The following is a 25,993-nucleotide window of genomic DNA, read 5'->3' as shown; positions in this document are numbered from 1 at the left end:
GTCTGGCCACTGACAGCGAAATCTGTGCGTTCCTGGCTAGGACAGGACGCAACAGGCCGGGACTGCGATGCCTGCTGATGGCAGCGCAGTCCCGGCCTGTTTTACGGTCAGATTCGAGAGTTCTTTAAGGCTGAATGGTTGTTACCTGCATTCTTGCCCGCCTTTAAGGGAGCAATCGTTCGGTGGCAAACAAACTTTCCAGGCTTTCGCGGGGGCGGATCACATGAACCTGATCGCCGTCGACCAGAATTTCAGCCGCACGGGGGCGGGTGTTGTACTGGCTGGCCATGGTAAAGGCGTAGGCACCGGCGGACATGATGGCGACCAGATCGTCCTGTTTCAGATCCAGCTGACGGTCACGAGCCAGCCAGTCACCGCTTTCGCAGATGGGGCCAACCAGATCGTAGCGGGGAGTGGACTCGGTCACTGGACGAGGCTCTACCGCTTCCACGCCGTGCCAGGCGTCGTACAGAGTGGGACGAATCAAGTCGTTCATGGCGGCATCAATGATGGCGAAGTTTTTGGTCTCGCCATGCTTGAGGTATTCCACGCGGCTGAGCAGCACACCGGCATTGCCCACCATGGAGCGGCCGGGTTCCAGCACGATTTCCAGATGGCCCAGACCGTTCTTGTCCAAAGCGGCGAATACTTCGGTCAGCAACTGGGTCGGGGTCACCAGGGTTTCGTCGGTGTAGCGAATGCCCAGACCGCCGCCCAAATCCAGGTGAGTCAGGTTCACTCCTTGCTCTTTCAGTGCCAGGATCAGCTTGATCAGCTTGTCCAGCGCATCCAGATAGGGGCTGACTTCGGTAATCTGCGAGCCGATATGACAGTCGACACCCACAATATTCAGGCTGGGCAGCTCTTGGGCGCGTGCATAGATGCGGGGAGCCTGATCAATAGGCACGCCGAACTTGTTGTCTTTCAGCCCGGTGGAAATGTAGGGATGGGTGCGAGCATCCACGTCCGGATTCACGCGCAAGGAAACAGGCGCTTTCACATCCATGCGTTCAGCAACCTGTGCAACGCGCTCCAGCTCGCCTTCGGATTCGACGTTGAAGCACTTCACGCCTGCTTTCAGGGCAGCTTCAATTTCCCAAACCTGTTTGCCGACACCGGAGAACACCACTTTGCCTGGATCGCCACCGGCGGCGATGACACGGGCCAGCTCACCGCCCGAAACAATGTCAAAGCCGGTACCCAGACGGGCGAATTCTTGCAGAATGGCCAGGTTGGAATTGGCCTTCATGCCATAGCACACCAACAACTTGCGGTCCTGGCCTGCCACTCGATAGGACTCCCAGGCGTCGCGCAAGGCTTGGCGGGAATACACATACAGAGGGGTGCCGAATTCTTCAGCCAGCTTGTTCAGGGGAACTTGCTCGGCGTGCAGCGTGTTGTTCTGAAATTGGAAGTGAGGTGCAACGGTCATGGTGTCGTCAAATAACAGAGGTTAAGCGAGCAGGGCGGAAATCAGCGCGGCGCTGTTTGGGCGTCCGCTGCTTCCTGCGCAGGAGGGTGGTACAAGGGGCCTTTGTAGCCGCAAGCGCTAAGAAAAACGCTAAGTGCCAGCAAGGCCAGCAGGCGGGAGGAACGTAGTTTGTTCATAAGGTGTTGAGCTAGTGCGGACAATGCAGAGCATTATGCCATTGTGAGGGACAAAGCATAAAAAACGCCGGCTAGGCCGGCGTTTGGGTACTGGATTTAGAAGGGGACGAAGGGCTGGGCTTGCGTGCCCGAAGAACCGGAGTCAGAGTCCAGTTGTCGCAGCAGGTCGCCAATACCATCGCTTTGATCGCTACCGCCTTGTTGCAGGGCACCGTCACCTGGAGCGGGCAGACCAACACGGGCAATCGCTTGTCCGGGTGGGAATTCGTCAAAGTAGAAGTCCCCGTTGATGCGCGACAGGCCGGAAGGCATGGGGCCTGGAGGCACGATAGGCTTGTCTTTCAGCGCGGCGCGCATGTAGTTGATCCAGATAGGCATAGAAGCGCCACCGCCGGTTTCACCCGAACCCAGGCTGCGTGGCTTGTCAAAGCCCATCCAGGCAATACCGACCAGATCTGGCGTGTAACCGGCAAACCAGGCGTCCTGGGAATCGTTGGTGGTCCCTGTCTTGCCACCAATGTCCGTACGCTTCAATTCGCGCGAGGAGCGGGCACCAGTACCGGAAGTTGCCACACCGCGCAGCAAATCGTTCATGACGTAAGCCGTACGGGGGTCGATGGCACGGGCAGCCGCATCACCGGCCACAATGGGCTTGGCACGCATGATGACTTTGTTGGTGCTGTCGGTTACGTAATCGATCAGGTAGGGCTCGGTGCGGTAACCGCCATTGGCAAAGACCGAGTAGGCACCGGCCATTTGCAGAGGCGTTACGCTGCCGGCACCCAGAGCCAGTGGCAGCACGGCGGGCTGACGGGCTTTGTCGAAACCAAAGCGGGTCACGTATTCCTGCACATACTTGGGACCGACGGCCTGCATGATACGGATGGACACCATGTTTTTGGATTTATACAAGCCTTGGCGCATGGTCAGCATGGGCTCGTAGGTGCGACCGTAGTTCTTGGGTGTCCAGGGCTTGGAGCCGGTCTGGGCAGCCGTCAGAACAAAAGGTTCGTCCGAAATCTGCGTGGCTGGAGTCAGACCACGCTCCAGCGAGGAGGCGTAGATGAAGGGCTTGAAGGCCGAGCCGGGTTGACGCCAGGCTTGCGTGACGCGGTTGAACTTCCCGTCCGAGAAGTGGAAACCGCCCACCATGGCCTGGATAGCGCCGTCTTGCGGGCGTACCGACACAAAAGCCGCTTGCACCGCAGGCATATTGATCACTTCCCAGTAATCGCCATTGCGGAACAGATAGACCACGGAACCGCGCTGAATGCGCACGTCTGCCTTGGCGTTTTTCACCAGGCCACGAGCGACAATCTTCAGGGCGCGCTTGTCGTTGACATCAATAATTTGCTGGGCGGTACGGGCCACGCGAATCTGGTTGGGGCTGGCATCGAGCACCACACCGGTCAGCAAGTCGCCTGTGTCGGGGTACTTGTCCTGCAAGTCATCCAGAATGGAGTCCAGCTGGGCGTGATCGTTTTCAATACCGGCAGGCAGATCCACCTGGCCTTGCGGGCCGGTGTAAGGAGCACGACGGGTGTAATCCAGAATACCGTTGCGTACGGCCAGGTAAGCCGCTTCCTGGTCGGTGGACTTGATCGTGGTGTAGATATTGAAGCCGCGCGAGTACACATTGTCCTGGTAGACGCCGTACAGCAGTTGGCGAGCCAGTTCAGCGGCGTATTCACCGTGGATGGCGTAGCCACCTGCAGGCGTACCCAGAGCCGATTTCACGACGATTTCCTGTGCCATCGCGTCCTGGTATTCCTGCTCAGTGATGTAGCCCAGGGTACGCATGCGGCCCAGCACATAGGCTTGGCGAGTTTTGGCGCGCTCGAAGTTGGCAATGGGGTTGAAGCGCGAGGGGGCTTTGGGAATACCGGCCAGCATGGCGGCTTCTGCTGTGGTGATTTCGCCCAGTTGCTTGCCCAGATACGTTCGTGAGGCTGCGGCAAAACCATAAGCACGATGTCCCAGATAGATCTGGTTCATGTACAGATCCAGGATCTGGTCTTTGGTTAGCGTGGCTTCAATCTTGAAGGTCAGCAGCAGTTCGTAGAACTTGCGGGTATAGGTCTTTTCCGATGACAGGTAGAAGTTACGCGCTACCTGCATGGTGATCGTACTGGCTCCCTGGGTCTTGGACATATGGGTCATATTGGCCAAGGCAGCGCGGCCAACACCCATCCAGTCAATACCGCCGTGCTGGTAGAAGCGATCGTCCTCGGCCGCCAGAATGGCCGATTTCATGACATCGGGAATTTCGTCAAAACGCAACACATTGCGGCGTTCTTCACCAAATTCGCCGATCAACACCTTATCCGCCGTGTAAATGCGCAGCGGCACTCGGGGGCGGTAGTCGATCATGGCGCTAAGGTCAGGCAGGTTTGGCCAGGCCAAAGCCAGCGCAAGCGACCCAAGCAGGACGGCACACAGACCAAGCCCCACAAAAAAGACCGAGGTCTTGATGATGAGGCGGGCAAGCCAGGAACCGGAGCTTTGCTCGGGTTTAGAATTGGGGGAGCGGGAAGAGGAACTCATTAGGGCTGATTTTAAAGTCCAAACGCAGCAGGACTGGGCCTCAAACCAAGTATCAATGTAACAAAATAATACTAAGCAAGCGGACTGTGCTTAGGGAAGGCTAATGGGATAATACACAAATGAACCACTCTTTACCCGCTGAGCTGATGCCTGTAGAACATCCTGATCCCTTAACAGACGCCGAGCTGCTCCATTTACAACAGACTGGCCCACGCCCCATTATTTTGGTAGGCATGATGGGAGCCGGTAAAACGACCATTGGTCGCCAATTGGCGCGGGAACTCAAGCGCGAGTTTATGGACCTGGACCACGAGCTGGAAGCCCGTAGCGGTGTGCGAGTGGCCACTATCTTTGAGTTCGAAGGCGAGCAAGGGTTCCGCAAACGGGAATCTGCGGTGCTCGATATTTGTTCGCGCCAGACCGGTATTGTGCTGGCAACGGGGGGCGGGGCCATTTTGTCCGAGGCCAATCGCCAGATCATCAAAGATCGCGGTATCGTAGTGTACTTGTGTGCCACCGTAGACGAGCTGTACCGTCGCGTGGCCCGAGACCGTAACCGGCCGCTGTTGCAAACAGCGGACCCACGCGCCCGCATCCAGGAACTGTTGCAAGCGCGCGAACCCCTCTATGAAGAAGTGGCGGATGTCCGCTTTGAAACTGGCTCGGCGCCAGTTCATCATGCGGTGCGCCACTTATTGTCCCTGTTGAAAGAACGAGGTTGCTAAATGTCTGTAGTGCATGTTGACGCCCAGGGTGGCGCTTATCCCATCCATATCGCCGCCGGGCGTCTGGCGCATCTTGCAGACACGGTGCCAGCCGATACGTCTGCCATTGCAATCGTCACCAATCCTACGGTGGCCGCCCTGTACCTGGCACCTGCAAAGGAAGCCCTGGCTGCAACCGGCAAGCCTGTTCATGTGATCGAGCTGCCCGATGGCGAAGCCTACAAGAACTGGGAATCCCTGAACCTGATTTTTGACGCGCTGCTGGGCGGTCACCTGGATCGCAAGGCCCTGATTGTGGCCTTGGGCGGTGGCGTTATCGGCGATATGGCCGGTTTTGCTGCGGCCTGCTTCATGCGGGGTGTGCGCTTTGTGCAAGTGCCGACGACCTTGCTGGCGCAGGTGGACTCCTCGGTGGGCGGCAAGACGGCGATCAACCACCCGCTGGGCAAGAATATGGTGGGCGCGTTCTACCAGCCTATCGCTGTAGAGGTGGATACGGACGTACTCAAGACTTTGCCTGCTCGTGAGATCTCCGCCGGTCTGGCGGAGGTTATCAAATACGGCATGATTTACGACCTGGACTTCTTCAACTGGTGTGAAGAGCAGATTGCGCCCATGCGTACGCTGGAACAAGAACAAATCGTCTATGCGATTCGTCGCTCCTGCGAGGTCAAGGCTGAAGTCGTTTCCCAGGACGAACGCGAATCTGGTCTGCGCGCCATTTTGAACTTTGGTCACACTTTTGGCCACGCGATCGAGTCCGGCATGGGCTACGGCCAATGGCTGCATGGCGAAGCTGTGGGCTGCGGCATGATTATGGCTGCCGAGCTCTCCGCCCTGGTCTGCGGCTTGCCTGCTCAGGACGTGGCTCGTATCAAGGCCCTGGTGCAAGCCAGCGGATGTCCGATCACTCCACCACAATGGCCTGCGGACCGTTGGCTGGAATTGATGCAGGTGGACAAGAAAAATGAAGGTGGCCAGCTGCGTTTTGTGCTGCTGGATAAATTAGGCCATGCCAAGGTGCAGGCGGTCGCGCCTGATGTGGTACGCCAGGCATTGGCCCGCTTTACAACGGTGGAACAGGAGTAAAACCTATGCAAATGCTTGCCGCTTATGCCTGTCACCCTGAACAGTCCCGCGGTCGGCGTTATGCAGAGGCAGCGCCCCAAGGCCGTAACGCCTTTCAGCGGGACCGCGACCGGATCATTCACTGCAATGCCTTTCGCTTGTTGGAATACAAAACCCAGGTTTTCATTAACCACGAAGGTGATTTATTCCGAACACGATTGACGCATAGTCTGGAAGTGGCCCAGCTGGCGCGGGCCATTGCCCGCAATCTGGGTTTGCACGAAGACCTTATCGAAGCGATCTCCCTGGCCCATGATCTGGGCCACACTCCTTTTGGCCATGCAGGTCAGGACACCTTGAATAGCTGCATGCAAAGCCTGCGTCCCGAGGCCGGGGGCTTTGAGCACAATCTGCAAAGTCTGCGGGTGGTGGACGAGCTGGAAGAGCGCTATGCCGCCTTCAATGGCCTGAACCTGTGTTTTGAAACCCGCGAGGGGATTTTGAAGCATTGTTCGCTGAAGCACGCCCGTGAATTGGGCGAGGTCGGCCAGCGCTTTATTGATCGTACCCAACCGTCGCTGGAAGCTCAAATGGCCAATCTGGCCGATGAAATTGCTTACAACAATCACGATATTGATGACGGTTTGCGCTCCGGCCTGATCCGCTTGGAACAATTGCTGGAACTGCGCCTGTTCAACAGTCATTACGAGCATGTACAAGGCCAATATCCGGGCTTGAGCGGTCAACGTTTGGTGGCGGAGATTATCCGCGGCATGATCAACACGCTAGTGGTGGATTTAACGGAAACCACGCGCGCCAAGCTGGAAGAGCATCGCCCGGACAGCGTGGATGCGATTCGTCATTTGCCCCGTTTGGCCGGATTCTCGCCAGAGATGCGGGCGCAGGCTGATGAGCTAAAACGCTTCTTGCACGCGAATCTGTATCGCCACTACAAGGTGGTGCGCATGATGAGCAAGGCGCAGAATATTGTGCGTGAACTGTTCCACGCTTTTCTGGATGATCCTCGTTTGCTGGCGGCGGAGCATCGCCGTGAAGACCCGATTGCTCAGGCCCGTGCCATTGCTGATTACATCGCTGGCATGACGGACCGCCATGCCATTCGCGAGCACGACGCTATCTTCAAGATGTAGCTCTTGCAGCCTGTGGTGGAGTTACGCGACCTGCTATTGGCCAGTAGCCGTGTGCTGTTCAGGAGCTCTTCTTCATTGATAAAGCGCCAAAAAACCATGTTTTGGTGCTCGAGGCCTGAACAGCGTGGTCTTTTAAGAGAGACAGCCTTTAGCGCTGCAATAAAGGCTTCAGATAGCGCCCGGTATGGCTTTGCTCGCAAGCGGCAACAGTCTCCGGGGTGCCTTGCACCACAATCTGCCCACCGCCCTGGCCACCTTCCGGTCCCATGTCCACAATCCAGTCTGCCGTTTTGATCACATCCAGATTGTGCTCAATTACGACCACGCTATTGCCCGACTCAACCAGTTTGTCCAGCACTTCCAGCAAGACAGCAATGTCCTGAAAGTGCAGGCCGGTTGTGGGCTCGTCCAGCACATACAAGGTTTGACCGGTACTGCGCTTGGACAGCTCCAGTGACAATTTCACCCGCTGCGCCTCACCACCAGACAGGGTAGTCGCGCTTTGACCCAGGCGGATGTAGGACAAGCCCACATCAATCAAGGTAGTCAATTTACGCGCGACCGCTGGCACCGCATCAAAGTATTCCAGCGCCTGCTCAACCGTCAGGTCCAGCACTTCGCTGATATTGCGGCCTCGGTAGCGAATGTCCAGCGTTTCACGGTTGTAGCGACGGCCCTGGCAGACATCACAAGGTACATAGACGTCAGGCAGGAAGTGCATCTCTACCTTGACCACGCCATCGCCCTGACAAGCCTCGCAGCGGCCGCCTTTAACGTTAAAGGAGAAGCGGCCTGGGTCGTAGCCACGCAAACGCGCCTCGGGCACGCTGGCGAACAGCTCACGAATGGCAGTGAACATGCCCGTGTAGGTGGCTGGATTACTGCGTGGGGTACGACCAATCGGGGTTTGATCGACGTTGATGATCTTGTCGAAATGCTCCAGCCCTTCCATACGATCGTAGGGCGCCGGTTCGGCGTGGGCACGGTGCAGCAAATGCGAGAAGGCGGTTGCCAGCGTGTCGTTGATCAGCGTGGATTTGCCCGAACCGGACACGCCGGTAATGCAGACCAGTCGTCCAGCTGGAATCGCCAGATCAACAGACTTCAGGTTATTGCCGCTGGCACCATACAGACGCAGCCAGTTCAGGCTGTCATCAACAGGACGTCGTTTGGGCACGGCAATCTGACGCTTGCCAGACAGGTACTGACCGGTCAGAGAGTCGGGGTTCTGGGCCAGCTCTGCGGGCGAGCCTTGAGCGGTAATTTGACCACCATGCTCACCTGCGCCGGGGCCCATGTCGATGACATAGTCGGCGGTGCGTATCATGTCCTCGTCGTGCTCGACCACGATCACGCTATTGCCCAGGTCCCGCAGGTGCTGCAAGGTCTGGATCAGCTTGTCGTTATCGCGCTGGTGCAGGCCAATGGAAGGCTCGTCCAGCACGTACATCACGCCGGTCAGACCGGAACCGATCTGGCTGGCCAGACGAATGCGCTGGGCCTCGCCACCGGAAATGGTGTCGGCGCTGCGGTCCAGAGACAGGTAGTTCAGACCCACATTGTTCAAAAACTCCAGCCGCAGGCGGATTTCACGCACGATGCGGTCGGCAATTTCTTTTTTCGCACCCGTCAGCGACAGGCGCTCGAACCAGGCCAGGCAGTCGGACAGGGCCAGGGCTTCGACTTCATAAATGGCCAGTCCTTTGGCTTGTCCTTGCGCTGCGGAGTGAGTCTGCGTGCATTGTGCGGCATTGTCAGACAGCTGGTCGACATTGAGGGTTGCCGAGTTGGCAGGCGCGGTGCCTGCATGATGCTTGCACCCCGCATGGTTGGGAACTGGATCGTCCCCAATGCGGACGTGACGCGCCTCCAGACGCAGACGTGCGCCATGGCAGGCCGGGCAGGTCTGGGTGCGACGCAGCTTGTTCAGTTCCTCGCGCACGGCGCTGGAATCGGTTTCCGCCCAGCGACGCTGCAGATTCGGAATCACCCCTTCAAATGGGTGCGTTTTTACCGTGGTGCGGCCCTTCTCATTCAAATAGAGAAAGGGAATTTCCTCCGCGCCGGAGCCATACAGCACGGTGCGGCGCAGTTCTTCGGGTAGAGACTCGAAGGGAGCCTCTATATCAAAGTGATAATGAGCCGCCAGACTGGTCAGCAAGGTGTAGGTAAAGGCATTGCGTCGGTCCCAGCCCGCAATGGCACCGCCCGCCAGACTCAGTTCCGGGAAGGCCACCACGCGTTCAGGATCAAATACATCTACTTGCCCCAAGCCACTACAGTCCGGGCAGGCACCTGCCGGATTGTTGAAGCTGAACAGGCGTGGCTCCAGCTCGGGCAGGGAGTAGTCACAGACCGGGCAGGCGTAGTGGCTGGAATAGGGCTGCTCCACTCCATTGTCCAGATTGACCACCAGACAACGGCCATTGCTGGTGGACAGGGCGGTTTCCAGGCTTTCTGCCAGACGCTGCTGGCTATCGGGCCGAATGCGCAGACGGTCTATGACCAGGTCCAGGTCGTGTGCCTGTTGGGCATTGAGTGCAGGCAGATCTTCAATACTGGAGATCTCGCCATCGACGCGTACCCGTATAAAGCCTTGGGCTTGCAGGCCGCGCAGTTCAAGCTGCAGGTCACCAACCAGGCCACGATGCATGGGTGCCAGCACAGCAATACGGGTTTCAGGTTCCCATTGCAGAATCTGGTCTACCATCTGGCTCACGCTATGAGCCTGCAAGGCCAAGTGGTGTTCCGGGCAGTAAGGAGTCCCGACCCGCGCGTACAATAGGCGCAAATAATCGTGGATTTCGGTAGTGGTCCCCACGGTGGAACGCGGGTTATGGCCTGCTGCCTTTTGCTCGATGGCAATGGCAGGCGACAAACCTTCGATCAAGTCCACATCTGGCTTGTCCATCAGTTGCAAGAACTGACGTGCATAAGCGGACAGGCTTTCCACATAGCGCCGCTGGCCTTCGGCATACAAAGTGTCGAAGGCTAGAGAGGATTTCCCAGAACCGGACAGCCCCGTCAGCACGACCAACTGGTGGCGTGGCAGGTCTACGGAGACATTTTTCAGGTTGTGGGTACGGGCACCACGAATGCGGATGGCTTCCATCGCTTTATTTAGGCTTGTCAAAAGGCAACTTGCTACTATAGCGCGTTGCGTCAGAATTTATGTGAACGGGTATCCGGGCTCTCTGCTAGCCCAGTTGTGACAGAGTATTAAATGAGTACACACCAAACCATGAATACGGCCGGATCGCGCCCAGCGCGCCTGAGTCTGACTCAGCAAGAGCGCAAGGCCAGCATCCTGCTTGCCCTGTTGTTTGCCTGTCGAATGCTGGGTCTGTTTTTGCTGACCCCGGTCTTTGCAGTGGCCGCGCACTCCTTGCCCGGCGGTAATGATGCCGCCCGTGTGGGTCTGGCATTGGGGGCCTATGGTCTGACGCAGGCTGTCTTGCAGATCCCCTTGGGGATGGCATCGGATCGCTTCGGACGCCGACCGATTATCGTCATCGGCATGGCCTTGTTCGTGATCGGCGGGGTGATCTCCGCGCTGGCCCAGAATATTGACTGGGTGACGGTAGGCCGCTGTATTCAAGGTCTGGGGGCAGTTTCAGCAGCCATTTCCGCCTGGGTTGCCGACTCCACCCGTCCCGAAGTGCGCACACGTGCCATGGCGATGGTGGGTGGCTCCATTGGGCTGTCTTTTGCTGTCTCGCTGGTGCTCTCGCCAGTGCTGGTGGGGCAATTTGGTTTGTCGGGACTGTTCTGGGCCATCAGTTTGCTGGGCTTTGTCTGCTTGTTGATTGCCGCTTTTGTCGTGCCCAGCGCGCCTAAAGCACCCGCCTCGATTGTGCAGGTTACGGCCGGACAGGTGTTGCGTCATTTGGACTTGCTGCGCCTGAACTTTGGCGTGTTCTGTCTGCACTTTATCCTGATGTCCCTGTTCATCGTCGTACCGGGCATTCTGGCGACCTTGGGTGGCTACGGTACTCAGGATTTGTGGAAGGTGTACCTGCCCGTTATTCTGGTTTCTTTTGTGCTGATGGTTCCTGCGGTGTTCTGGACAGAGACCCGCAAGCGTCACAAGCATGCGCTGGAACTGTCTGTGTTGCTGCTGATTGTGGTGCTGGCCGTGATGCCATGGGCGCGCGATTCGCTGGTTCCCATGGTGGCCGCGCTGACGTTTTTCTTCATCGGCTTTAATGTGCTGGAAGCCTTGCAGCCTTCCTTGGTGTCGCGTGTGGCGCCACCAGAATACAAAGGTTTGGCGCTGGGTTTTTACAACACCTCTCAGTCCCTGGGCGTGTTTGCCGGCGGCCTGATCGGCGGCATCCTGGCAGGGCGAGGGCTCACCCAATGGGTCTTGTGGACCGGCGCTGCCCTGGCTTTGCTCTGGTTGCTGACAGCGCGTGGTTTCAAAGACAAATATTAAAAGGCATTGCCTGTTACGCTTGTGCAAAGACGTGGCAGGCAGCAACAAGTAAAGTGGCTGGATTGGCCGCAAGAATCAAGAGCTGGGCGGAACAGGTGACACCATCAGGTGCTTAGCCATATACGCCGTTCAAGGTGCCGTAACAGGATCGATGGCATGGATAAAACTGCCCTTCCCGGAGCGGGGAGGGAGTGTTAATTAAGGCACGAATCCACGATAATACGGCTTGATTTAGAATTTTTGACTACAGGATTTTTTCATGGCATCGGTAAATAAAGTCATTCTGGTGGGCAATCTTGGCCGCGACCCAGAAGTACGCTACAGCGCAGAAGGCTCGGCCATCTGCAATATTTCCATTGCCACGACTTCGCAGTGGAAAGACCGTACCTCCGGCGAGCGCCGTGAGGAAACCGAATGGCACCGTGTGGTGTTCTACAACCGTCTGGCTGAAATTGCAGGTGAGTACCTGCGTAAAGGTCGTCCCGTCTACGTAGAAGGTCGTCTGCGCACCCGTAAATGGACAGGTCAGGACGGTCAGGAGCGTTTCACGACCGAAATCATTGCCGAGCAAATGCAAATGCTGGGTGGCCGTGACGGTGGTGATATGGGCGGCGGCAGCATGGGTGGTGGCGAATACGGTGGCGGCGGTGGTGGTGCACCAGCTCCGCAACGTGCTCAGCGCCCAGCGCCTCAGCAACAGCAGCAACAACAGGCCCCACGTAATAACGCGCCTATGTCGGACAATCTGGCCGATATGGATGACGATATTCCGTTCTAAGGCTTAGTTCTTAGCGGGACTCAAGATCAAAGCCCTGGCAAGCATCTGCTTGCCAGGGCTTTTTTTTGTTCGTACAAACACTAATGTGTACCAGTATCCATTCTTGTATACAATTCATAAAAAATGAATGCAAAATAGGAAAGCAATGACCACGATCAAAACAGCAAGTCACAGCGATGGGGTGTATGAGTCGGTGCGGGCTCACGTTCTTGGCCTGGTGAAGGATATTGATGAACCCGTGCGGGTTCGGGAAGAAGAGCTGGCCAAGATGCTTAATGTCAGCCGCACGCCGGTGCGCGAAGCGCTGCTGCGTCTGGGGCAGGAGGGCATTTTGACCATGGAGCCTCGGCGTGGAGCCTTGCTCTCGCCCTTGACCAGGCAGGACTACATCGAATGGCTGAAGCTGCGCATTGAACTGGAAGCCTTTGCAGCACGTGAAGCCGCATTGAATGCCTCGCAGCGGGATGTGGATGCCTTGCGTGCTCTGTTTGCGCCCTTCAATCAAGACAATGTGGAAGAGCGTGTCAGCGAATATGCGGCAGCCAATGTGGAGTTTCATGCGGCCATCATGCGTCTGGCTGCAAACAGCTTGCTGGAGAAGGTGTGGAAGTCCTTTGGGCACCGCGACATGCTCAAGACCAAAACCATCGAGCGCCTGAAACGTGCACATGAGTCTTTGGCCGAGCACCTGGCCATGATCGACGCGATTGAAAAACGGGACGCGGCGCTGGCAGATCGCCTGGCGCGTGAGCACGTTCAAGGGCTGCTGACGCAAACCTTGAACAGTTCCAACAACATCTGATAAGGAGGTTTGCTGTCATGAAGTTACTGACCTTTGTAGCCGCAGGGGAAACGCATTTGGGCGGAATGCTGGGCGATGATCGGGTGGTAGACCTGACGCAGGCCTGGGGGATGTACGAGCATCCCTTAAGTGCTCGGCAAGCGCCCACTGAAGTCATCGATGCCATTTTTATGGGTGACGAGATCCTGATCAGCCTGCAGCTTTTGATGGAGCAGGCAAGCCAGGCCAAGGCTCCCGTCCATGCCGCTCAGGATCTGTGCTTTCTGGCTCCTGTGCCGAACCCGGCCAAAAACATTTTCTGTGTGGGGCGCAATTACCGTGCCCACATCGTGGAAGGCAATCTGGCACGTGGTCGCGCGGCGGATGATTTCCCCAGAGCATTGGAGTTTTTCAGCAAACCGCCCACCACGGTGGTGGGCCATCAGGCCCTGGTCAGCCGCCATGCGGCCCACACAAAAATGCTGGATTACGAAGTGGAGCTGGGCATTGTGATCGGCAAGGAAGGCCGGGACATTCCGGTTGAAGACGCGCTGGATTACGTCTTTGGCTACACGGTGATCAACGATATTACGGCGCGCGACCTGCAAGCACTGCATGGCCAGTGGTTCAAGGGCAAGTCTTTGGACGGCACCTGCCCGATTGGGCCAGTAGTGGCATTGAAAACGTCCATCGCAGATCCCAACGCGCTGGATCTTGAATTGGAAGTGAATGGCGAACTGCGCCAATCGGCCAATACGTCGGACATGTTGTTCGATGTGCCCAACATCATCGCCCAGTTGTCGGCGGGCATGACCTTGGAGCCGGGAGACATTATTGCGACAGGTACACCTTCCGGGGTGGGTTTTGCCATGCAACCTCCGCGCTCTTTGGAACCAGGCGATGTCATCAAAGCTCGCATCCCCGCTATTGGCGAGCTGGTCACTACTATTGAGTAAGGTTGACGACTATGCGCTTTAAGTTAATTTTGTCAGGCGTGGCTGCATTAAGCGCTTTAACGGCTGTGCCCTCGCTTGCGGCGGCACAGGACTATCCCACCAAACCTATCACCATCATTGTTCCGTTCCCGGCGGGCGGCACGCTGGATAACCTGACCCGCAGTCTGGCGCAGAAAATGTCGGATGATTTCAAGCAGCCCGTCATCATCGACAACAAACCCGGTGCCGGTACGGTGATTGGTACTGAAATCGTGGCCCGCGCCGCGCCGGATGGCTACACCTTGGGGATGGTGGCAAACAGTTTTGCCATTAATCCCAGCCTGTACGACAACCTGCGTTACGACACGGTGAAGGACTTTACGCCGGTTAGCTGGGTGGCCTACACGCCGCATTTGTTGGTGGCGAACCCGGATGTGCCGGTCAAGAGTCTGGCGGATGTCATTGCTACGGCGAAATCCAAACCGGGTGAGCTGTCCTTTGCGTCCTTTGGTGCAGGTACGTCACCGCATATCGCCATCGAACGTTTGAAGTCAGAAGCCAAGATTGATGTGCTGCATATCCCGTACAAAGGCCAGGCCCCGGCGTTGAACGATTTGCTGGGCGGTCATGTGGACATGATGTTTGCCAATACGCCCGATGTTTTGCCCCACGTGAAATCCGGCAAGCTGCGTGCGATTGCACTGGCGAATGACGCTCGTCTGGAATCCATCCCGGACGTGCCTACCTTCAAAGAAGCAGGCGTGGACAATATGAACTCCAACTCCTGGTATGGCGTGATTGTGCCTTCCGGTACGCCAGCACCGATTGTGGAGAAACTGAGTGCTGAATTTGTCCGCATTGTGAACCTGCCTGAAATCCGCGAGCGCTTGTTGGCTCAAGGTCTGGAACCGGCGGGTACGACCTCGGCCGAGTTTGCCGAGTATCTGAAGTCTGAAATGGAAATGGCCGCCACAGTGGTAAAAGCCTCCGGCGCCAGCGTGCAGTAAACCTTTAACGAATACGAAAGAGCCCAGAGAGCTCAAGCTACTAACCAGGAGATGAACATGATCAAAGAAATTATCCGGTCCGACAAAGTGACTCCCCCTCGTGCCCCCTTGTCGCCTGCTGTGCGATCCAATGGCTTTGTGTTTGTGTCGGGCCAGCCAGGCTTTTTTGACGATCGCCAGATTGCTGAAAACGATTTCGACGCCCAGATGCATCAGGTCATGGCCAATGTGAAAGCCCTGCTGGAAGAGGCGGGCTCCACCCTGGACCATATCGTCAAAGCCAATGTGATTCTGAAGAACGCTGGTGACTTTGCTCGCATGAACGAGATCTATCGCACTTACTTCAAGGACGGTGAGTACCCGGCGCGCACGACGATTGCCGCAGACATGGGAAATCCATTGTTCTTGCTGGAAATTGAATGCATCGCCGCTGTTGCGGAATGATGAAATAGAAAAAGCTAGAAAAAAGGGGGAGTTTAGTAAGCGCGTGTATTGTTCATGCTTTGAGCATGAGACTGGTGTCTTCTAACCCAGCCGCCTTTCTTTGTGTATAAACCTAGCAAAGAAAGGCGGAGTTCTTGTAATTTTGGTTTGGGTGTAATTACGCGTCGTTGATTGTATATGGTACGACGGGTGCGCAGTCCTAGCTAGAGCTTTACAGCGCCCACTCTTGGCTCGTGTATCAAAGCCAGTTTTACTAGTCTTTCCCTTGTAAGTGCTGCTAAAGAGACTAGTCTGTATCCCGGCAGTCAGGAGTTATCGTCGGTAATTAAAAAGTGGCACTACGGAGGCGGTGGGAAGGTTGGTTTGTTGGCTAGTTTCTTCTTTGGCAGTTCGCAAAGTTGCTAATTCAACTACTTGACCCGGCGCAGAAAAATAGTCGTCTCTCAAATGGCAAAGCTTTTCAACATCACGGTCGCCGAGCCCCAAATAGCGTGGGATACCCTCAGCTGGGAAAATACCTTCACTGATAAGAAGTTCTACTGTGCGGCGAAGGAGGCATGGACTCTCCGGTGGCCACTTGTCATCGCCAGGCTCTGCTTTAGAGCCCCAACGAGCAGAGCGTCGTTTAAAAAGAGCTAATTTTTCATCGTCATTAAGAAGCCCTAATGCGTGGCAACGCATCATCATCGCAGCAACCGACGCTCCCCAACGTTGTTTGAGAATGAGTAAGTTGTCTAAGTTTGGGGGGATTCGTACTTCATTAGCAAAGGCCTCTGCAGGAAGTAACAATGCGGCAGCAAATCGATGCGCTTGTTTTTCCATTTGATTGTAGCGATCGCGTTCCTCTGCTCTTGGGATGTGTTTATGGAGAATCAGATGTCCAATTTCATGTGCTAAGTCAAAACGGCTGCGAAAAGCATTTGCCTTGTCTGCGGAAAGAAGCACAATGGGTCGGCCCAATGGCTCGCTCCAGCTAGACAGTCCTTCAATTGCTGAGACTTCCGTTTCTTCACGAACAATGAGAATACCGGCACTTTCTGCGGCTAACGCAAGATTTTGAATAGGCCCTCGCCCTAATTGCCATAAGGATCGGCATTCTTCTGCTGCAGTCTCTATGTCAGCGTCACTTATCTGTTCAGGGTCTTGAAAAGATCTGGTAGGTAAATTTACAGCAGGATAGTCAACGTAGTCTTCAAGGAGGTAAGCCACTTCTTGAACCCATTCCGTCCGTGCTTCTAGTTTTGCGCGTGCGGCTTTCAGAGCTGATGCGTTGCTACGATACAGTGGTGTTGATACTGTCGGTAGTGGTGCCCTTGTAAGCCATTCTGGCTGAACATTCAGAACTGAAGCCAAACGTTCAAATGTTTCAGCCTCAGGTGATTGGTCGCCTTTACACCATTTTGTGACAGTGGACGCCACTACACCAACTAGACTCGCAAGTTGACCTTTTGTGAGGCCGCGAGCGGAAAGAGCTTGCTCAAGCCGCATGGGTTGAAGGTCATTGATCCCTTTAGTCATCACTAGTTTTCTTCTTAGGTTGTTTCTTCAACTTCGGTACTGCATTGTCTGGCTGTACGCTAGTATCGAGTCGGTCGTAGAGTTTGAGAAATTCAGCCATAGTACTGATATATAGCCAGGATTTCATGTTCGGAGCAGGAAGAGCGACCATTACATGGGTGAGTTGGGCAATCCCGTTGGTGTCTATGCCATCTACTACACCAAGAATGAACAGCGTTCCGCCAGATACCTCTGCTGGGGAGGTGAATAAATCGCCCTGTACGTATTTATTTTCGATGGACTCATTGAGTTCTGCGAGTCTTTTTCGTGTTGCACTTCTTCGTAGGTTTGTCCATTTGTGGCCCGGTACATTGAGGCGAGCTATGTTGAAACCTCCTAAACGTCCCACTACCAATTGTGTTCCACGAAGTGGGCTTGGCTCTGCTCCGTGAGCCCTTAGTGCTTCGTGAAATGCTTCGTTAGTAAAGAAGTGCTTCACTTGGCCAGCGGCGGATGGCCGATGACCTAATTCGAACGCTGCGGCGTGTAAACGGCCTTTTGCATCACCATTGAAATAAGCGTCTTCGCATGCCATAAGAGCATCACGAGGGATGCTCTCGATGATTAAGCGTTCGAGTTCGTTGAGATCGACAGGTGCCATATTCATTACATAACCCGTATGGTCGTATTCAATATCGGGAATTGTACATAAAAAACTTTCGTGTAAAAGGTTTTTTTGTTGATTTTTTGTTATGTAAGACGGTTGCGAGTGATTTTTCTTTGTGAGTTTTTATGTTGCTGCTGGGGGCAGTGTGTGGGGATTATAGGGTCGTAAAAAAGCCGACATGAAGTCGGCCTTTTTGTTTCAGAACGCTCCTTGAGCGGAACGTCGCAAGGTAATCAAACCTACGCCAGTCAAAACCGCAAAGATCGCACCGGCGGCAAAGGTACCCTGGAAACCTATGGTATCCCAGAGCACGCCAGCAATGACGCTGGCCAACAGCAGGGCGATGCCGGTTAGCAGGTGGAACATGCCAAAGGCGGTGCCGCGCAGTTCGGCGGGGGCGCTGTCAGCGATCAAGACGTTGAACAGGCCCTGGGTAAAGCCCATATGCAGGCCCCACAAGGCAACGCCCAGGCCCAGACCCAGCAAGCCGGGCACGAAAGCCAGGATCAGGTCCGCTGCGATCAGTAGGGCCACACCGATCAGGAGCAGGTCAGTTTTACGCATACGATCTGACAGCACCCCGGCAGGGTAGGCGGACAGGGAAAAAGCCACGCTCATGACGACCAGCACGGCTGGGGCCCACATGGGCGGCAGTCCGCTGGATTCACCGCGCAAGATCAGAAAGGCTTCGCTGAAACGGGCCAGGGTAAAGGCCAGCCCAATTGCTACAACCCACCAGTAGCGGGAACCTAAGCGGCCCAGGTCTTCCCGGTTCAGAGGCAGTTTGCGGGGGCGGGTGGTGGCCGGGATTTTCGGTTCGCGTACAAAGAACACCAGAACGGCGATGGCCGCAAAGGCAGGCAGCACGGCAACCCAGAAGATCAGCTGATAGTTGTTTGCTGTCCACCACATCAGGGCGATGGCCAACAGGGGCCCTACAAAGGCGCCAATGGTATCCAGCGTTTGCCGCAAGCCATAGGCCGCGCCGCGCAGCTCGGGTGGGGTGACATCGGCGACCAAAGCATCGCGCGGCGCACCGCGTATGCCTTTGCCGATGCGGTCTACAAAGCGGGCACCGACCAGCCAGTCCAGCGAGTTCGCCAGTGGAAAAATGGGTTTGGTCAGGGCGGCCAAGCCATAGCCAATGACTGCCAGCAGTTTGCGCTTTCCAAAACGATCGCTGACCGCGCCGGAAAACACTTTCATGATGGAGGCGGTGGCTTCGGCAATACCTTCGATAAAGCCGACGGCCAGTACCGATGTGCCCAGGACGGTAACCATGTAAATGGGCAGCAGGGCGTGGATCAGCTCCGAAGAAATATCCATGAACATGGACACAAAACCCAGCGCCCAGACGCTGCGGTGAATTTTGGCTCGAGGCACGTCGGCAGCCGGTGTGAACGCCGGATTAGCGGTTTTCTTCATGAGCGTCGTAGACCATTTGGGCGTACTCATCCAGCCGTGCCTTGCAGTCTTGCAGGCGTTCTTGAGCGACCTGTGCCAGGGGGGCGCCATAAAAATCCAGCTTCTGGATTTTCTCGTACCAGTTTTCCAGCTTTTTCAGGTCGGTTTCTTCTTCGTCCAGCTCGGCGTAGGTGAATTTCTGAATCGAAATTTCCTTGGCGATTTCCACTTCAAAGTCTTTGCAGCGCCCCAGCAGCTCCTGGTATTGCTCATTGCGGTCGTCCGTAAAACGGGCGATGACTTTGTCCTCTTGTGCCTTGTCCAGAGCAATGGTCTCCAGCAAGACGCATTCACCTTCCATGGTGGTGATGTCGTTTTCCAGCACCTTCAGACGGCGCACATGCTCGTCGGTTTTGGGCAGGACGCATACCCCATTTTGCAGATACACCGCACCCAGCGCTTTCAGGCGCCGCCATAAGGCCAGCCGTTTTGCACTGGGTTCAGGGGGGACTTTATAGGTCAGTAACAGCCAGCTCATTGAAGTCATGATCTTGATTTTAAAGTAACGACCGTTTCATATCAATTGAACTGAATGAATCTGAAAAGAAGCAGTGAGGTATGAGCGCTGGAGCAGGGATTTGCCTGCTGTCGTCTGAACAGAGCCCGGATTCTGTATCCAAGTGTTTGGTCTTGTATCTCTGCTTGAACAAGAACGCGGCTCTTTATCTTGGGGAAAACCAGTAAAAAATTTCGTGCCAAGCCCGCATGCCGTGTGAGGTTGAACAGTTTTCAGACGGCCAGATTTTTGGCTTTCTGGCCTTGAAATGCGGGTCTATTTGCTACTGGTGGCCGCGGTTTTGCGCTTTCCAAGCCAAGGAGCAATGGCTACCATGACAACACCTATCCACTTTGTTCAGTTTCTTGCACGACCGGTCTCAACCACAAGCAGCGTGCAGACTTCAAGCCCAGGTTTAGGTAAAGCGCTTGTCCTTGGACAAGCTCTTGTTGGTTATGGAGTCAGTGTGTTCGTTTCCGGTTGTTGCGCGATACAGCGCCGCACTTTCGCGGTGGGAATCAATACGGAGGAATGCAATGAGTAAGCAGAAAGCAGTCCAAGCAAGCCAAGGTCCAATCGATGTTGCCGCTATCCGTGCAGCTGCCAAGAAGTTTGTGGACGACGGGGCGGTGGCATCCGGCTACAAGGGTAATCGTGAAGAAATCATTCAGATGCTCAATGAGGCCCTGGCCACCGAGCTGGTCTGTGTGATGCGCTACAAGCGCCATTACTTCACCGCTACTGGCTTGAACAATGAGCCTATCAAAGCCGAGTTTCTGGAACATGCCCAGCAAGAAGCCGAGCATGCCGACCGCATTGCCGAACGTATTGTGCAACTGAACGGCGAGCCGGATTTCAACCCAGCCAATCTGGTCCAGCGTAGCCATGCAGAGTACGACGATAGCGACGATATCAAATCCATGATTCGCGCCAACCTGATTGCCGAGCGTATTGCGATCGAGTCCTATCGTCAGATGATCGAGCGCATTGGCGACACCGACCCGACCACTCGCCAGATGCTGGTTGAAATCATGGCGGTGGAAGAAGAGCACGCCGACGACATGGGCGATCTGCTGGATATCTAAGTAATTTGCGCAGGTGCCCACCAAAACCCCGGTATTTTCCGGGGTTTTTTTCTGCCTGAATTCTGAAAAGGAGTACAGTAGCGGCTTTCCTACCTATCGGTAGGTAGCTTTGATTGACGTCGCTATATACGGGGGTGTGAGCGTGTTTGAATTTCTGTTCTTCCGCACTGTAGAGGGTGTGACATGAGCGAGCTGTCACGTGCCAGAAGCCTGGCCTGGCCCTTGATCTTGTTACTTGCCTTGTTGACGGCATTGGATGCCATGGCCATTGATATGTATTTGCCGGGCATGCCTGCTATCGCGCAGGAGCTGGGGGCTTCCCCCGGCCGGATTCAGCAAACCTTGTCGGTGTTTCTGGCAGGCCTGGCCTTGGGCCAAGGTATTTACGGCCCTTTGCTGGATCGCTTCGGGCGTCGAGTGCCCTTGCTGCTGGGCGTGGTTATTTTTGTGGTGGGCTCGGTTTTTGGCGCTTTGGCCACATCGGTTGAAGCCTTGTTGGCGGCGCGTTTTATCCAGGCGTTAGGCGCCGCAGCGGGCTTGGTCACACCGCGTGCCATTGTGGCGGACTTGTGCGATGTAAAAGAGTCGGCAAGCATCTTTTCCCTGCTGATGCAGGTGATGATGATTGCACCGATTGTGGCCCCCATTCTGGGTGCCTACCTGTTGAGCCATGCAGACTGGCGTGCCATTTTCTGGATGCTGGCGGCATTAGGGACGATGGGGCTGCTCTGGGGACTTAAAGCCATACCGGATTCGCTGCCCGTGAGCCAGCGTGTGCCTTTGAACCCCGGTCATATTGTTCGCGCCTACGGTCGCGAGCTGGGTAACAAGGCTTTCATGGCATATACCGGCTCCGGTGGTTTCGCACTGGCTGCCTTGTTTGTCTACATCAGCGGCTCGGCTTTTGTGTTCACGCAGCATTTTTCCTTGTCGCCGGCCGTATTCAGCTATGTGTTTGCCGGTAACTCGGTGGCGCTGGTTCTGGGTGGGGTCGTCAGTAATTATTTGTTGAAGGCCGGGATGCCTACCTCTCGGGTACTGGCCTTGGGGTTGATTGTTCATACGGCTTCAGCTTTGCTCTTGTATGGGGCGGTGCAAGCAGACGTGGCGGGCCTGATCCTGTATGCCGCCTTGATCGCCATTTCGGTCGGCTCCTTAGGGATGGTGTTTGGCAACGTAACGGCCTTGACCATGGATGTGGCTGGCCCGCAGGCTGGGACGGCTGCCGCCTTGATGGGCATGTTCCATTACCTGATTTCGGCGGTGGTGGGCTATATCGTCAGCTTGGCTGTGCCCGGGCCGCAGGTCTTGCCGCTGGCCATTGGCGGCTGCGGACTGCTGTCGATCCTGCTGTATGTCCTGGCTGGTCGTTGCCACACGGTGACAAGATCGGTCAGTGAACTGGGGGCTGTAAAATAGGCAGTTGCTGCGGGCCGCGATGGCGGCCTTGATACTTGGCCTTTGACTGAGAGCTGTTGGACTGTGAGCAAAACCACTACTGAAAAACTGCAGGATGCCGCGTTGGCGCGCTTTGCCGTTCAGGGCTTTGATGCCACCACCATGAACGAGATTGCCGCCGATGTAGGCATTAAAAAGCCCTCGGTCTATGCCCATTTTCGCAACAAGGACGAGCTGTTCCTGAGCCTGATTCCAAAGATTGTGGAAGATGAGTTGAACCATGCCCGTCAGGTTCTGCAAGGAGGCGAAGGGATCAAGCAGCAGTTGCGGGCCTATCTGGAAGGAATACAGGAGCGTTTCGAGCAATCGCATCAAGTGCGTTTCTGGATTCGCACCTTGTTTGCGCCGCCTGTGCATTTGTACGATGTGGTGATGGAACCCATGCATGTGTTCATGGCGGATCTGGAAGGCATCATCCATCGGGCCCTGGCACAGTCTGCCCTGGCCAGGCCGGCAACAGGCTTGAGTGTAGATACCTTGGCCATGACTTACATGGCCTTGATCGACAGCCTGCAAAGCGAGCTGTTATTTGGTGGTGCGCGCAAGTACCAGCGGCGTCTGGAATCGGTTTGGCTAGTCTTTGAGGCGGCATTGAGAACGGGCCGCCCTGCTTGATCAGACCTTCTCGCCGTTTTGCGCGTCCTGATAGGCTTTGGCCGCATTGTGCACGTGTTGGGTGGCCAGCAGGTTGGCCAGATCACCATTACCGGCCACAACCGCATTGAGGATCTGGGAGTGATCTTCCCAGTTTTGGCGGATGCGCTGCAAATTGCTGGGCGCAAATAACAGGGCGGTGCGGTCACGCAGGGAGCGCATGAGCTCGGTCAGAACAATATTGCCCGACATGGTGGCCAGGGTTTCATGAAACTGGCGGTTCAGGGATTTGAGCAAATCCAGATTGCCGGCATCCATGGCTTCATGGCCCTGGCCCAGAATGGTTTGCAGCTTTTCGATATTGGCTGGGTCCCGGCGTTGGGCGGCCAGTTTTGCATTCAATCCTTCGAGCGTGGCGCGCACTTCAGCCATGTTGTAGGCAATTTCGGTCGACAGGATAGCCACTGAGGCCCCACGTCGTGGTTCGATCGTGACCAGACCTTCTGAGGCCAGCTCGCGCAGGGCTTCCCGTACCGGAATACGCGAGACGCCCAGTTCGCTAGCCAATTTACCTTCTACAAGGCGATCCCCCGGATGAAATTCTCCGCTCAAGATGCGCTCGCGCAATTGGTCACGGATAACCGCAAACAATGACGCATGTTGATCGCCCAAGCGACGGCTTTCCGCGCCGGAAAGGGTGTTGGGAAGGCTGAAACTGGGGATATTCATGGTGCGACCTGTGCAATTGGGCAAAAGGGCCAGCCACGATTATACGGTGTGAGCGCATTTTTCTGAATATGGTATACAGTTTGCGGCCTAAGCATCCTCATCACACGCTGCGGGCGATCAAGACCACGGCGCTTAGCGAACAAATCCCCAATAGCAGTCTACGCATTAGCGGCATGCTGACTTTATGACGCCATCGTCCTGATAAGGCGAAGCCCAGCAGCATGAAGGGGTAGAGCACAATGCTGAGCATTGCCTGTTGCCAGGAGAACAGGCCAGCCACCATAAGCAGGATCAAGGACAGGCTTGCACCTAAAAACAGAATAAGACCCAATGAGGCGCGTAGCTGTGCAGGAGCCAGATTTTGCATGGCAATTGCCAGAGCGGGAGCGCCTACCGAGGTCAGGGTTCCCATGATGCCCGAGGCAATGCCCGCCAGGATCATGTTTCGTTTGGAAGGCAGGATACGCAAGCCCCAAGCACTCAGTGCGACTGCGGCCAGAATGGCCAGGGCAAAACCCAGATTCACCGCCTCTATGGGTAGTTGTGTCATGGCCAGTATGGCAATGATCGATCCGGTGGCACGGCCACCCAGTGCACAGACAACCACATCGGGCACGATATGTTGACGCTCTCGCAAGGCCGCCAGCAAAGAGACGCTGCCACCCAAGGCCAGTAGAGGGCCTGGAACCAACTGCGGAAATATCAAGGCGGCAATCGGCGCGACCAGCATTGCAAAGCCAACTCCGCCAACGCCTTGCAAAAAGGCGGCCAACACAACCAGCAAAGCCATGAGCAGCCAGGAGAGCGGGTCCACCAGATCAATCAAAGCCGCCATAGTTTCCTCTTCATTTGTATAAGGTATTCAATCTAAGTGTTTCAAGCATAAAACTCTTAGAGTTTTCCCCAGTTTTTGATAGTTTTTTCTGACTCGAAATCACAATTGAAGATAGTATACCGTTTCAGATGTGCTCGATATTCAGAAAAAAGAGAAGGAAGGGGGATACATGCAAAGCGACGTGGTGCTCAGTGCGGCGCACTGGGCTTATTTGATCAGCGTTCTGGTCATCATCATTACGATGATTTTCCGGGCCAATGTGGTGGTGCCATCGGTGATTGGCACCTTGGCGGTCGTCACCGCCATGACTGGCAGCCCTATCCAAGGTTTCATCAGTATTTTTTCAGCCAGCTTTGTGGCGGCCCAGGAACTGTTCAATATTTTCCTGGTAATCACGTTCATGACTGCCCTGCTGAACTCGTTAAAGAGGCTGGAGGCCGATGTGAAGATGGTGGCCCCCTTCCGCAAGGTCATGGTCAATAGTGCCTCGTCCTTTCTGATGATTGCGGCGGCTACCTACTTTATTTCCCTGTTCTTCTGGCCTACACCCGCTGTACCTCTGGTGTCGGCCATTTTGCTGCCGGCGGCGATTGCGGCTGGCTTGCCTCCCCTGGTCGGTGCGATGGCTATCGCCATCTGTGGACAGGGCATGGCGCTATCGTCCGACTACATCATTGGCGTTGCTCCTGGCATCAGCGCCAAGGCAGCCGGTGTCGGAGCCGATGTTGCCGTGCTGGCGGATCGTGCGCTGGTGCTTTCCTGGATTACCGGTGGCGTTGCGTTGACGTTGACATTTTTGTTGATGCGCCGCTATTTCAAACCGGCAGATAGCCGTTTGCTGGATGCCTGGATGCGCCAGGCGCCGGATAGCACCCTGGATGAAGTGGAATCCCAAGGGACGTATGACAAGGCTGAGATTGCTCGTGGCACGGCGGGTAATGAACACACGGTGCATCCCGGCCTGAGCCCCAAGGAAGAGCGCTATTCGCGCATTCTGGCCTGGATTACGCCACTGGCGTTTCTGGCGGTGATTGGCATCATGCTGTTGCCCCGCTTTATCCCGTCCTTGCCTGTCCTGCGGGGTGGCGACGCCGCCGGTTTGGTAGGGGGCGTGGCCTTTGTGTTGATGATGATTGCCACCTGTATGGCAGAAGGGCCGCGTCGCATGCTGGACACCTGCCCGGATCATATGACCGATGGTTTTGTATTCGCCTTTCGCGCCATGGGTTCGGTGCTGCCCATCGCCGGTTTCTTCTTCCTGGGCGCCAGTGAAGCAACGTCTGCCATTTTGGGCACCCCACTGGAACAAACACCCAGTCTGTTGTTCGAGCTGATCTCGGCGGGGCAGCATCTGATTCCGGACAATCATTTTCTGGTGGCTTTTGGTGTTCTGTTGGTAGGCATGATCTCGGGCATTGATGGCTCGGGCTTCTCGGGCCTGCCATTGACAGGAACCCTGGCCTCGGCCTTGAGCCCGGTATCCGGGCTGGAGGTTGAAACCTTGGCTGCGGTAGGACAGATCGGTGCTATCTGGACTGGCGGTGGCACTTTGATTGCCTGGTCTTCATTGATTGCCGTGGCGGGCTTTGCCCGAGTGCATGTGCTGGATCTGGTGCGAGCCCTGACGGTTCCTGTGCTGGCGGGGATGGCCCTGTCAACAATTTGCGCTGTGCTGGTGTTCGGATGAGCGAT

Annotated in this window: 23 protein-coding genes; 13 read left to right on the top strand and 10 right to left on the bottom strand. The window is 55.8% G+C overall.

Translation table 11 applies throughout. The annotated features are described in order from the left end of the window. Window positions 1–163: 163 nt before the first annotated feature. The 3 genes from lysA to ACU6HM_RS17340 all read right to left on the bottom strand — a co-directional run bounded on the left by lysA (window position 164) and on the right by ACU6HM_RS17340 (window position 4,152). The gene (gene lysA / locus ACU6HM_RS17350) at window positions 164–1,432 is read right to left on the bottom strand and encodes a diaminopimelate decarboxylase (protein ID WP_446764130.1); all 1,269 of its coding nucleotides are present in this window, start codon (window positions 1,430–1,432) and stop codon (window positions 164–166) included. A gap of 41 nt (window positions 1,433–1,473) precedes the next feature. After that, window positions 1,474–1,608 (bottom strand): LPS translocon maturation chaperone LptM, encoded by a 135-nt coding sequence (gene lptM, locus ACU6HM_RS17345; RefSeq protein ID WP_080655585.1) that lies wholly within the window; start codon window positions 1,606–1,608, stop codon window positions 1,474–1,476. Between the two features lie 96 nt (window positions 1,609–1,704). Next, window positions 1,705–4,152, bottom strand: a complete 2,448-nt coding sequence (locus ACU6HM_RS17340) for a penicillin-binding protein 1A (RefSeq protein ID WP_250756307.1) — start codon at window positions 4,150–4,152, stop codon at window positions 1,705–1,707. Window positions 4,153–4,271: 119 nt separating this feature from the next. Between ACU6HM_RS17340 and ACU6HM_RS17335 the strand changes: the two genes are divergently transcribed. The 3 genes from ACU6HM_RS17335 to ACU6HM_RS17325 are packed head-to-tail and all read left to right on the top strand — an operon-like array spanning window position 4,272 to window position 7,096. Further along, window positions 4,272–4,877, top strand: a complete 606-nt coding sequence (locus ACU6HM_RS17335; RefSeq protein ID WP_009461975.1) for a shikimate kinase — start codon at window positions 4,272–4,274, stop codon at window positions 4,875–4,877. After that, window positions 4,878–5,966: a 3-dehydroquinate synthase gene (aroB, locus tag ACU6HM_RS17330; protein ID WP_022983678.1), complete on the top strand. Its 1,089-nt coding sequence runs from the start codon at window positions 4,878–4,880 to the stop codon at window positions 5,964–5,966. 5 nt (window positions 5,967–5,971) lie between these two features. After that, entirely contained in the window at window positions 5,972–7,096 is a 1,125-nt protein-coding gene (locus ACU6HM_RS17325) for a deoxyguanosinetriphosphate triphosphohydrolase (RefSeq protein ID WP_446764129.1), read from the top strand. Window positions 7,097–7,244: 148 nt separating this feature from the next. Here the strand turns inward: ACU6HM_RS17325 and uvrA are convergent, their stop codons facing one another. After that, the gene (uvrA, locus tag ACU6HM_RS17320; RefSeq protein WP_446764137.1) at window positions 7,245–10,208 is read right to left on the bottom strand and encodes an excinuclease ABC subunit UvrA; all 2,964 of its coding nucleotides are present in this window, start codon (window positions 10,206–10,208) and stop codon (window positions 7,245–7,247) included. A 111-nt stretch (window positions 10,209–10,319) separates the two neighbouring features. Between uvrA and ACU6HM_RS17315 the strand changes: the two genes are divergently transcribed. The 6 genes from ACU6HM_RS17315 to ACU6HM_RS17290 all read left to right on the top strand — a co-directional run bounded on the left by ACU6HM_RS17315 (window position 10,320) and on the right by ACU6HM_RS17290 (window position 15,476). Beyond that, window positions 10,320–11,531 (top strand): MFS transporter, encoded by a 1,212-nt coding sequence (locus tag ACU6HM_RS17315; protein WP_022983677.1) that lies wholly within the window; start codon window positions 10,320–10,322, stop codon window positions 11,529–11,531. 259 nt (window positions 11,532–11,790) lie between these two features. Further along, window positions 11,791–12,309, top strand: a complete 519-nt coding sequence (ssb, locus tag ACU6HM_RS17310) for a single-stranded DNA-binding protein (RefSeq protein ID WP_063692165.1) — start codon at window positions 11,791–11,793, stop codon at window positions 12,307–12,309. 145 nt (window positions 12,310–12,454) lie between these two features. Continuing rightward, window positions 12,455–13,111, top strand: coding sequence for a GntR family transcriptional regulator (locus tag ACU6HM_RS17305; protein ID WP_060185520.1), 657 nt, complete (start codon window positions 12,455–12,457; stop codon window positions 13,109–13,111). A gap of 17 nt (window positions 13,112–13,128) precedes the next feature. Beyond that, window positions 13,129–14,046: a fumarylacetoacetate hydrolase family protein gene (locus ACU6HM_RS17300; RefSeq protein ID WP_446764128.1), complete on the top strand. Its 918-nt coding sequence runs from the start codon at window positions 13,129–13,131 to the stop codon at window positions 14,044–14,046. 11 nt (window positions 14,047–14,057) lie between these two features. After that, window positions 14,058–15,032 (top strand): Bug family tripartite tricarboxylate transporter substrate binding protein, encoded by a 975-nt coding sequence (locus ACU6HM_RS17295; protein ID WP_042485367.1) that lies wholly within the window; start codon window positions 14,058–14,060, stop codon window positions 15,030–15,032. Window positions 15,033–15,089: 57 nt separating this feature from the next. Next, window positions 15,090–15,476, top strand: a complete 387-nt coding sequence (locus ACU6HM_RS17290; RefSeq protein ID WP_172400387.1) for a RidA family protein — start codon at window positions 15,090–15,092, stop codon at window positions 15,474–15,476. Between the two features lie 312 nt (window positions 15,477–15,788). On the opposite strand, the gene ACU6HM_RS17285 is transcribed toward ACU6HM_RS17290, so the two are convergent. From ACU6HM_RS17285 to ACU6HM_RS17270, 4 genes are all read right to left on the bottom strand, one after another. Then, complete coding sequence (locus ACU6HM_RS17285; RefSeq protein WP_446764127.1) at window positions 15,789–16,994, bottom strand: XRE family transcriptional regulator; 1,206 nt, start codon at window positions 16,992–16,994, stop codon at window positions 15,789–15,791. Further along, complete coding sequence (locus tag ACU6HM_RS17280; protein ID WP_446764126.1) at window positions 16,987–17,640, bottom strand: hypothetical protein; 654 nt, start codon at window positions 17,638–17,640, stop codon at window positions 16,987–16,989. Before ACU6HM_RS17280 ends, ACU6HM_RS17285 begins: the two co-directional genes overlap by 8 nt. Window positions 17,641–17,838: 198 nt before the next feature. Beyond that, window positions 17,839–19,065 carry an MFS transporter gene (locus tag ACU6HM_RS17275; protein ID WP_446764136.1) on the bottom strand — a complete coding sequence of 409 codons (1,227 nt, stop codon included), beginning with the start codon at window positions 19,063–19,065 and terminating at the stop codon, window positions 17,839–17,841. Further along, on the bottom strand, window positions 19,049–19,582 hold the full coding sequence (locus ACU6HM_RS17270; protein ID WP_081251504.1) for a Chromate resistance protein ChrB: 534 nt from the start codon (window positions 19,580–19,582) through the stop codon (window positions 19,049–19,051). The genes ACU6HM_RS17275 and ACU6HM_RS17270 overlap by 17 nt, the downstream gene beginning before the upstream one ends. A gap of 554 nt (window positions 19,583–20,136) precedes the next feature. Here ACU6HM_RS17270 and ACU6HM_RS17265 point away from each other — a divergent pair. The 3 genes from ACU6HM_RS17265 (at window position 20,137) to ACU6HM_RS17255 (ending at window position 22,758) form a co-directional block, all read left to right on the top strand. Beyond that, the gene (locus tag ACU6HM_RS17265; protein WP_009461955.1) at window positions 20,137–20,685 is read left to right on the top strand and encodes a ferritin-like domain-containing protein; all 549 of its coding nucleotides are present in this window, start codon (window positions 20,137–20,139) and stop codon (window positions 20,683–20,685) included. Between the two features lie 183 nt (window positions 20,686–20,868). Beyond that, a complete protein-coding gene (locus tag ACU6HM_RS17260; protein WP_446764125.1) occupies window positions 20,869–22,104 on the top strand; it encodes a multidrug effflux MFS transporter in 1,236 nt (411 codons plus the stop codon). A 63-nt stretch (window positions 22,105–22,167) separates the two neighbouring features. Then, window positions 22,168–22,758, top strand: a complete 591-nt coding sequence (locus ACU6HM_RS17255) for a TetR/AcrR family transcriptional regulator (protein ID WP_086069763.1) — start codon at window positions 22,168–22,170, stop codon at window positions 22,756–22,758. Here the strand turns inward: ACU6HM_RS17255 and ACU6HM_RS17250 are convergent, their stop codons facing one another. Together ACU6HM_RS17250 and ACU6HM_RS17245 are read right to left on the bottom strand one after the other, a co-directional pair. After that, a complete protein-coding gene (locus ACU6HM_RS17250; protein ID WP_446764124.1) occupies window positions 22,759–23,466 on the bottom strand; it encodes a GntR family transcriptional regulator in 708 nt (235 codons plus the stop codon). It lies immediately after the preceding gene. 100 nt (window positions 23,467–23,566) lie between these two features. Further along, the gene (locus tag ACU6HM_RS17245; protein ID WP_035269638.1) at window positions 23,567–24,301 is read right to left on the bottom strand and encodes a sulfite exporter TauE/SafE family protein; all 735 of its coding nucleotides are present in this window, start codon (window positions 24,299–24,301) and stop codon (window positions 23,567–23,569) included. Between the two features lie 169 nt (window positions 24,302–24,470). On the opposite strand from ACU6HM_RS17245, the gene ACU6HM_RS17240 reads away from it, so the two are divergent. Beyond that, the gene (locus ACU6HM_RS17240) at window positions 24,471–25,988 is read left to right on the top strand and encodes a hypothetical protein (RefSeq protein ID WP_009461936.1); all 1,518 of its coding nucleotides are present in this window, start codon (window positions 24,471–24,473) and stop codon (window positions 25,986–25,988) included. The last annotated feature ends 5 nt before the right edge of the window (window positions 25,989–25,993 follow it).

The organism is Alcaligenes sp. RM2, from assembly GCF_052931795.1.
This window is presented reverse-complemented; position numbering and strand designations above follow the sequence as displayed.

What these genes read in the sequence shown, in the direction of transcription:
- ACU6HM_RS17295 (WP_042485367.1), top strand. Translation starts at nt 14,058, where the DNA reads ATGCGCTTTAAGTTAATTTTGTCAGGCGTGGCTGCATTAAGCGCTTTA.
- lysA (WP_446764130.1), bottom strand. Translation starts at nt 1,432, where the DNA reads ATGACCGTTGCACCTCACTTCCAATTTCAGAACAACACGCTGCACGCC.
- lptM (WP_080655585.1), bottom strand. Translation starts at nt 1,608, where the DNA reads ATGAACAAACTACGTTCCTCCCGCCTGCTGGCCTTGCTGGCACTTAGC.
- ACU6HM_RS17315 (WP_022983677.1), top strand. Translation starts at nt 10,320, where the DNA reads ATGAGTACACACCAAACCATGAATACGGCCGGATCGCGCCCAGCGCGC.
- ACU6HM_RS17250 (WP_446764124.1), bottom strand. Translation starts at nt 23,466, where the DNA reads ATGAATATCCCCAGTTTCAGCCTTCCCAACACCCTTTCCGGCGCGGAA.
- aroB (WP_022983678.1), top strand. Translation starts at nt 4,878, where the DNA reads ATGTCTGTAGTGCATGTTGACGCCCAGGGTGGCGCTTATCCCATCCAT.
- ACU6HM_RS17340 (WP_250756307.1), bottom strand. Translation starts at nt 4,152, where the DNA reads ATGAGTTCCTCTTCCCGCTCCCCCAATTCTAAACCCGAGCAAAGCTCC.
- uvrA (WP_446764137.1), bottom strand. Translation starts at nt 10,208, where the DNA reads ATGGAAGCCATCCGCATTCGTGGTGCCCGTACCCACAACCTGAAAAAT.
- ACU6HM_RS17245 (WP_035269638.1), bottom strand. Translation starts at nt 24,301, where the DNA reads ATGGCGGCTTTGATTGATCTGGTGGACCCGCTCTCCTGGCTGCTCATG.
- ACU6HM_RS17280 (WP_446764126.1), bottom strand. Translation starts at nt 17,640, where the DNA reads ATGAATATGGCACCTGTCGATCTCAACGAACTCGAACGCTTAATCATC.
- ACU6HM_RS17285 (WP_446764127.1), bottom strand. Translation starts at nt 16,994, where the DNA reads ATGACTAAAGGGATCAATGACCTTCAACCCATGCGGCTTGAGCAAGCT.
- ACU6HM_RS17305 (WP_060185520.1), top strand. Translation starts at nt 12,455, where the DNA reads ATGACCACGATCAAAACAGCAAGTCACAGCGATGGGGTGTATGAGTCG.
- ACU6HM_RS17300 (WP_446764128.1), top strand. Translation starts at nt 13,129, where the DNA reads ATGAAGTTACTGACCTTTGTAGCCGCAGGGGAAACGCATTTGGGCGGA.
- ACU6HM_RS17325 (WP_446764129.1), top strand. Translation starts at nt 5,972, where the DNA reads ATGCAAATGCTTGCCGCTTATGCCTGTCACCCTGAACAGTCCCGCGGT.
- ACU6HM_RS17265 (WP_009461955.1), top strand. Translation starts at nt 20,137, where the DNA reads ATGAGTAAGCAGAAAGCAGTCCAAGCAAGCCAAGGTCCAATCGATGTT.
- ACU6HM_RS17275 (WP_446764136.1), bottom strand. Translation starts at nt 19,065, where the DNA reads ATGAAGAAAACCGCTAATCCGGCGTTCACACCGGCTGCCGACGTGCCT.
- ACU6HM_RS17270 (WP_081251504.1), bottom strand. Translation starts at nt 19,582, where the DNA reads ATGAGCTGGCTGTTACTGACCTATAAAGTCCCCCCTGAACCCAGTGCA.
- ACU6HM_RS17290 (WP_172400387.1), top strand. Translation starts at nt 15,090, where the DNA reads ATGATCAAAGAAATTATCCGGTCCGACAAAGTGACTCCCCCTCGTGCC.
- ACU6HM_RS17240 (WP_009461936.1), top strand. Translation starts at nt 24,471, where the DNA reads ATGCAAAGCGACGTGGTGCTCAGTGCGGCGCACTGGGCTTATTTGATC.
- ACU6HM_RS17260 (WP_446764125.1), top strand. Translation starts at nt 20,869, where the DNA reads ATGAGCGAGCTGTCACGTGCCAGAAGCCTGGCCTGGCCCTTGATCTTG.
- ACU6HM_RS17335 (WP_009461975.1), top strand. Translation starts at nt 4,272, where the DNA reads ATGAACCACTCTTTACCCGCTGAGCTGATGCCTGTAGAACATCCTGAT.
- ssb (WP_063692165.1), top strand. Translation starts at nt 11,791, where the DNA reads ATGGCATCGGTAAATAAAGTCATTCTGGTGGGCAATCTTGGCCGCGAC.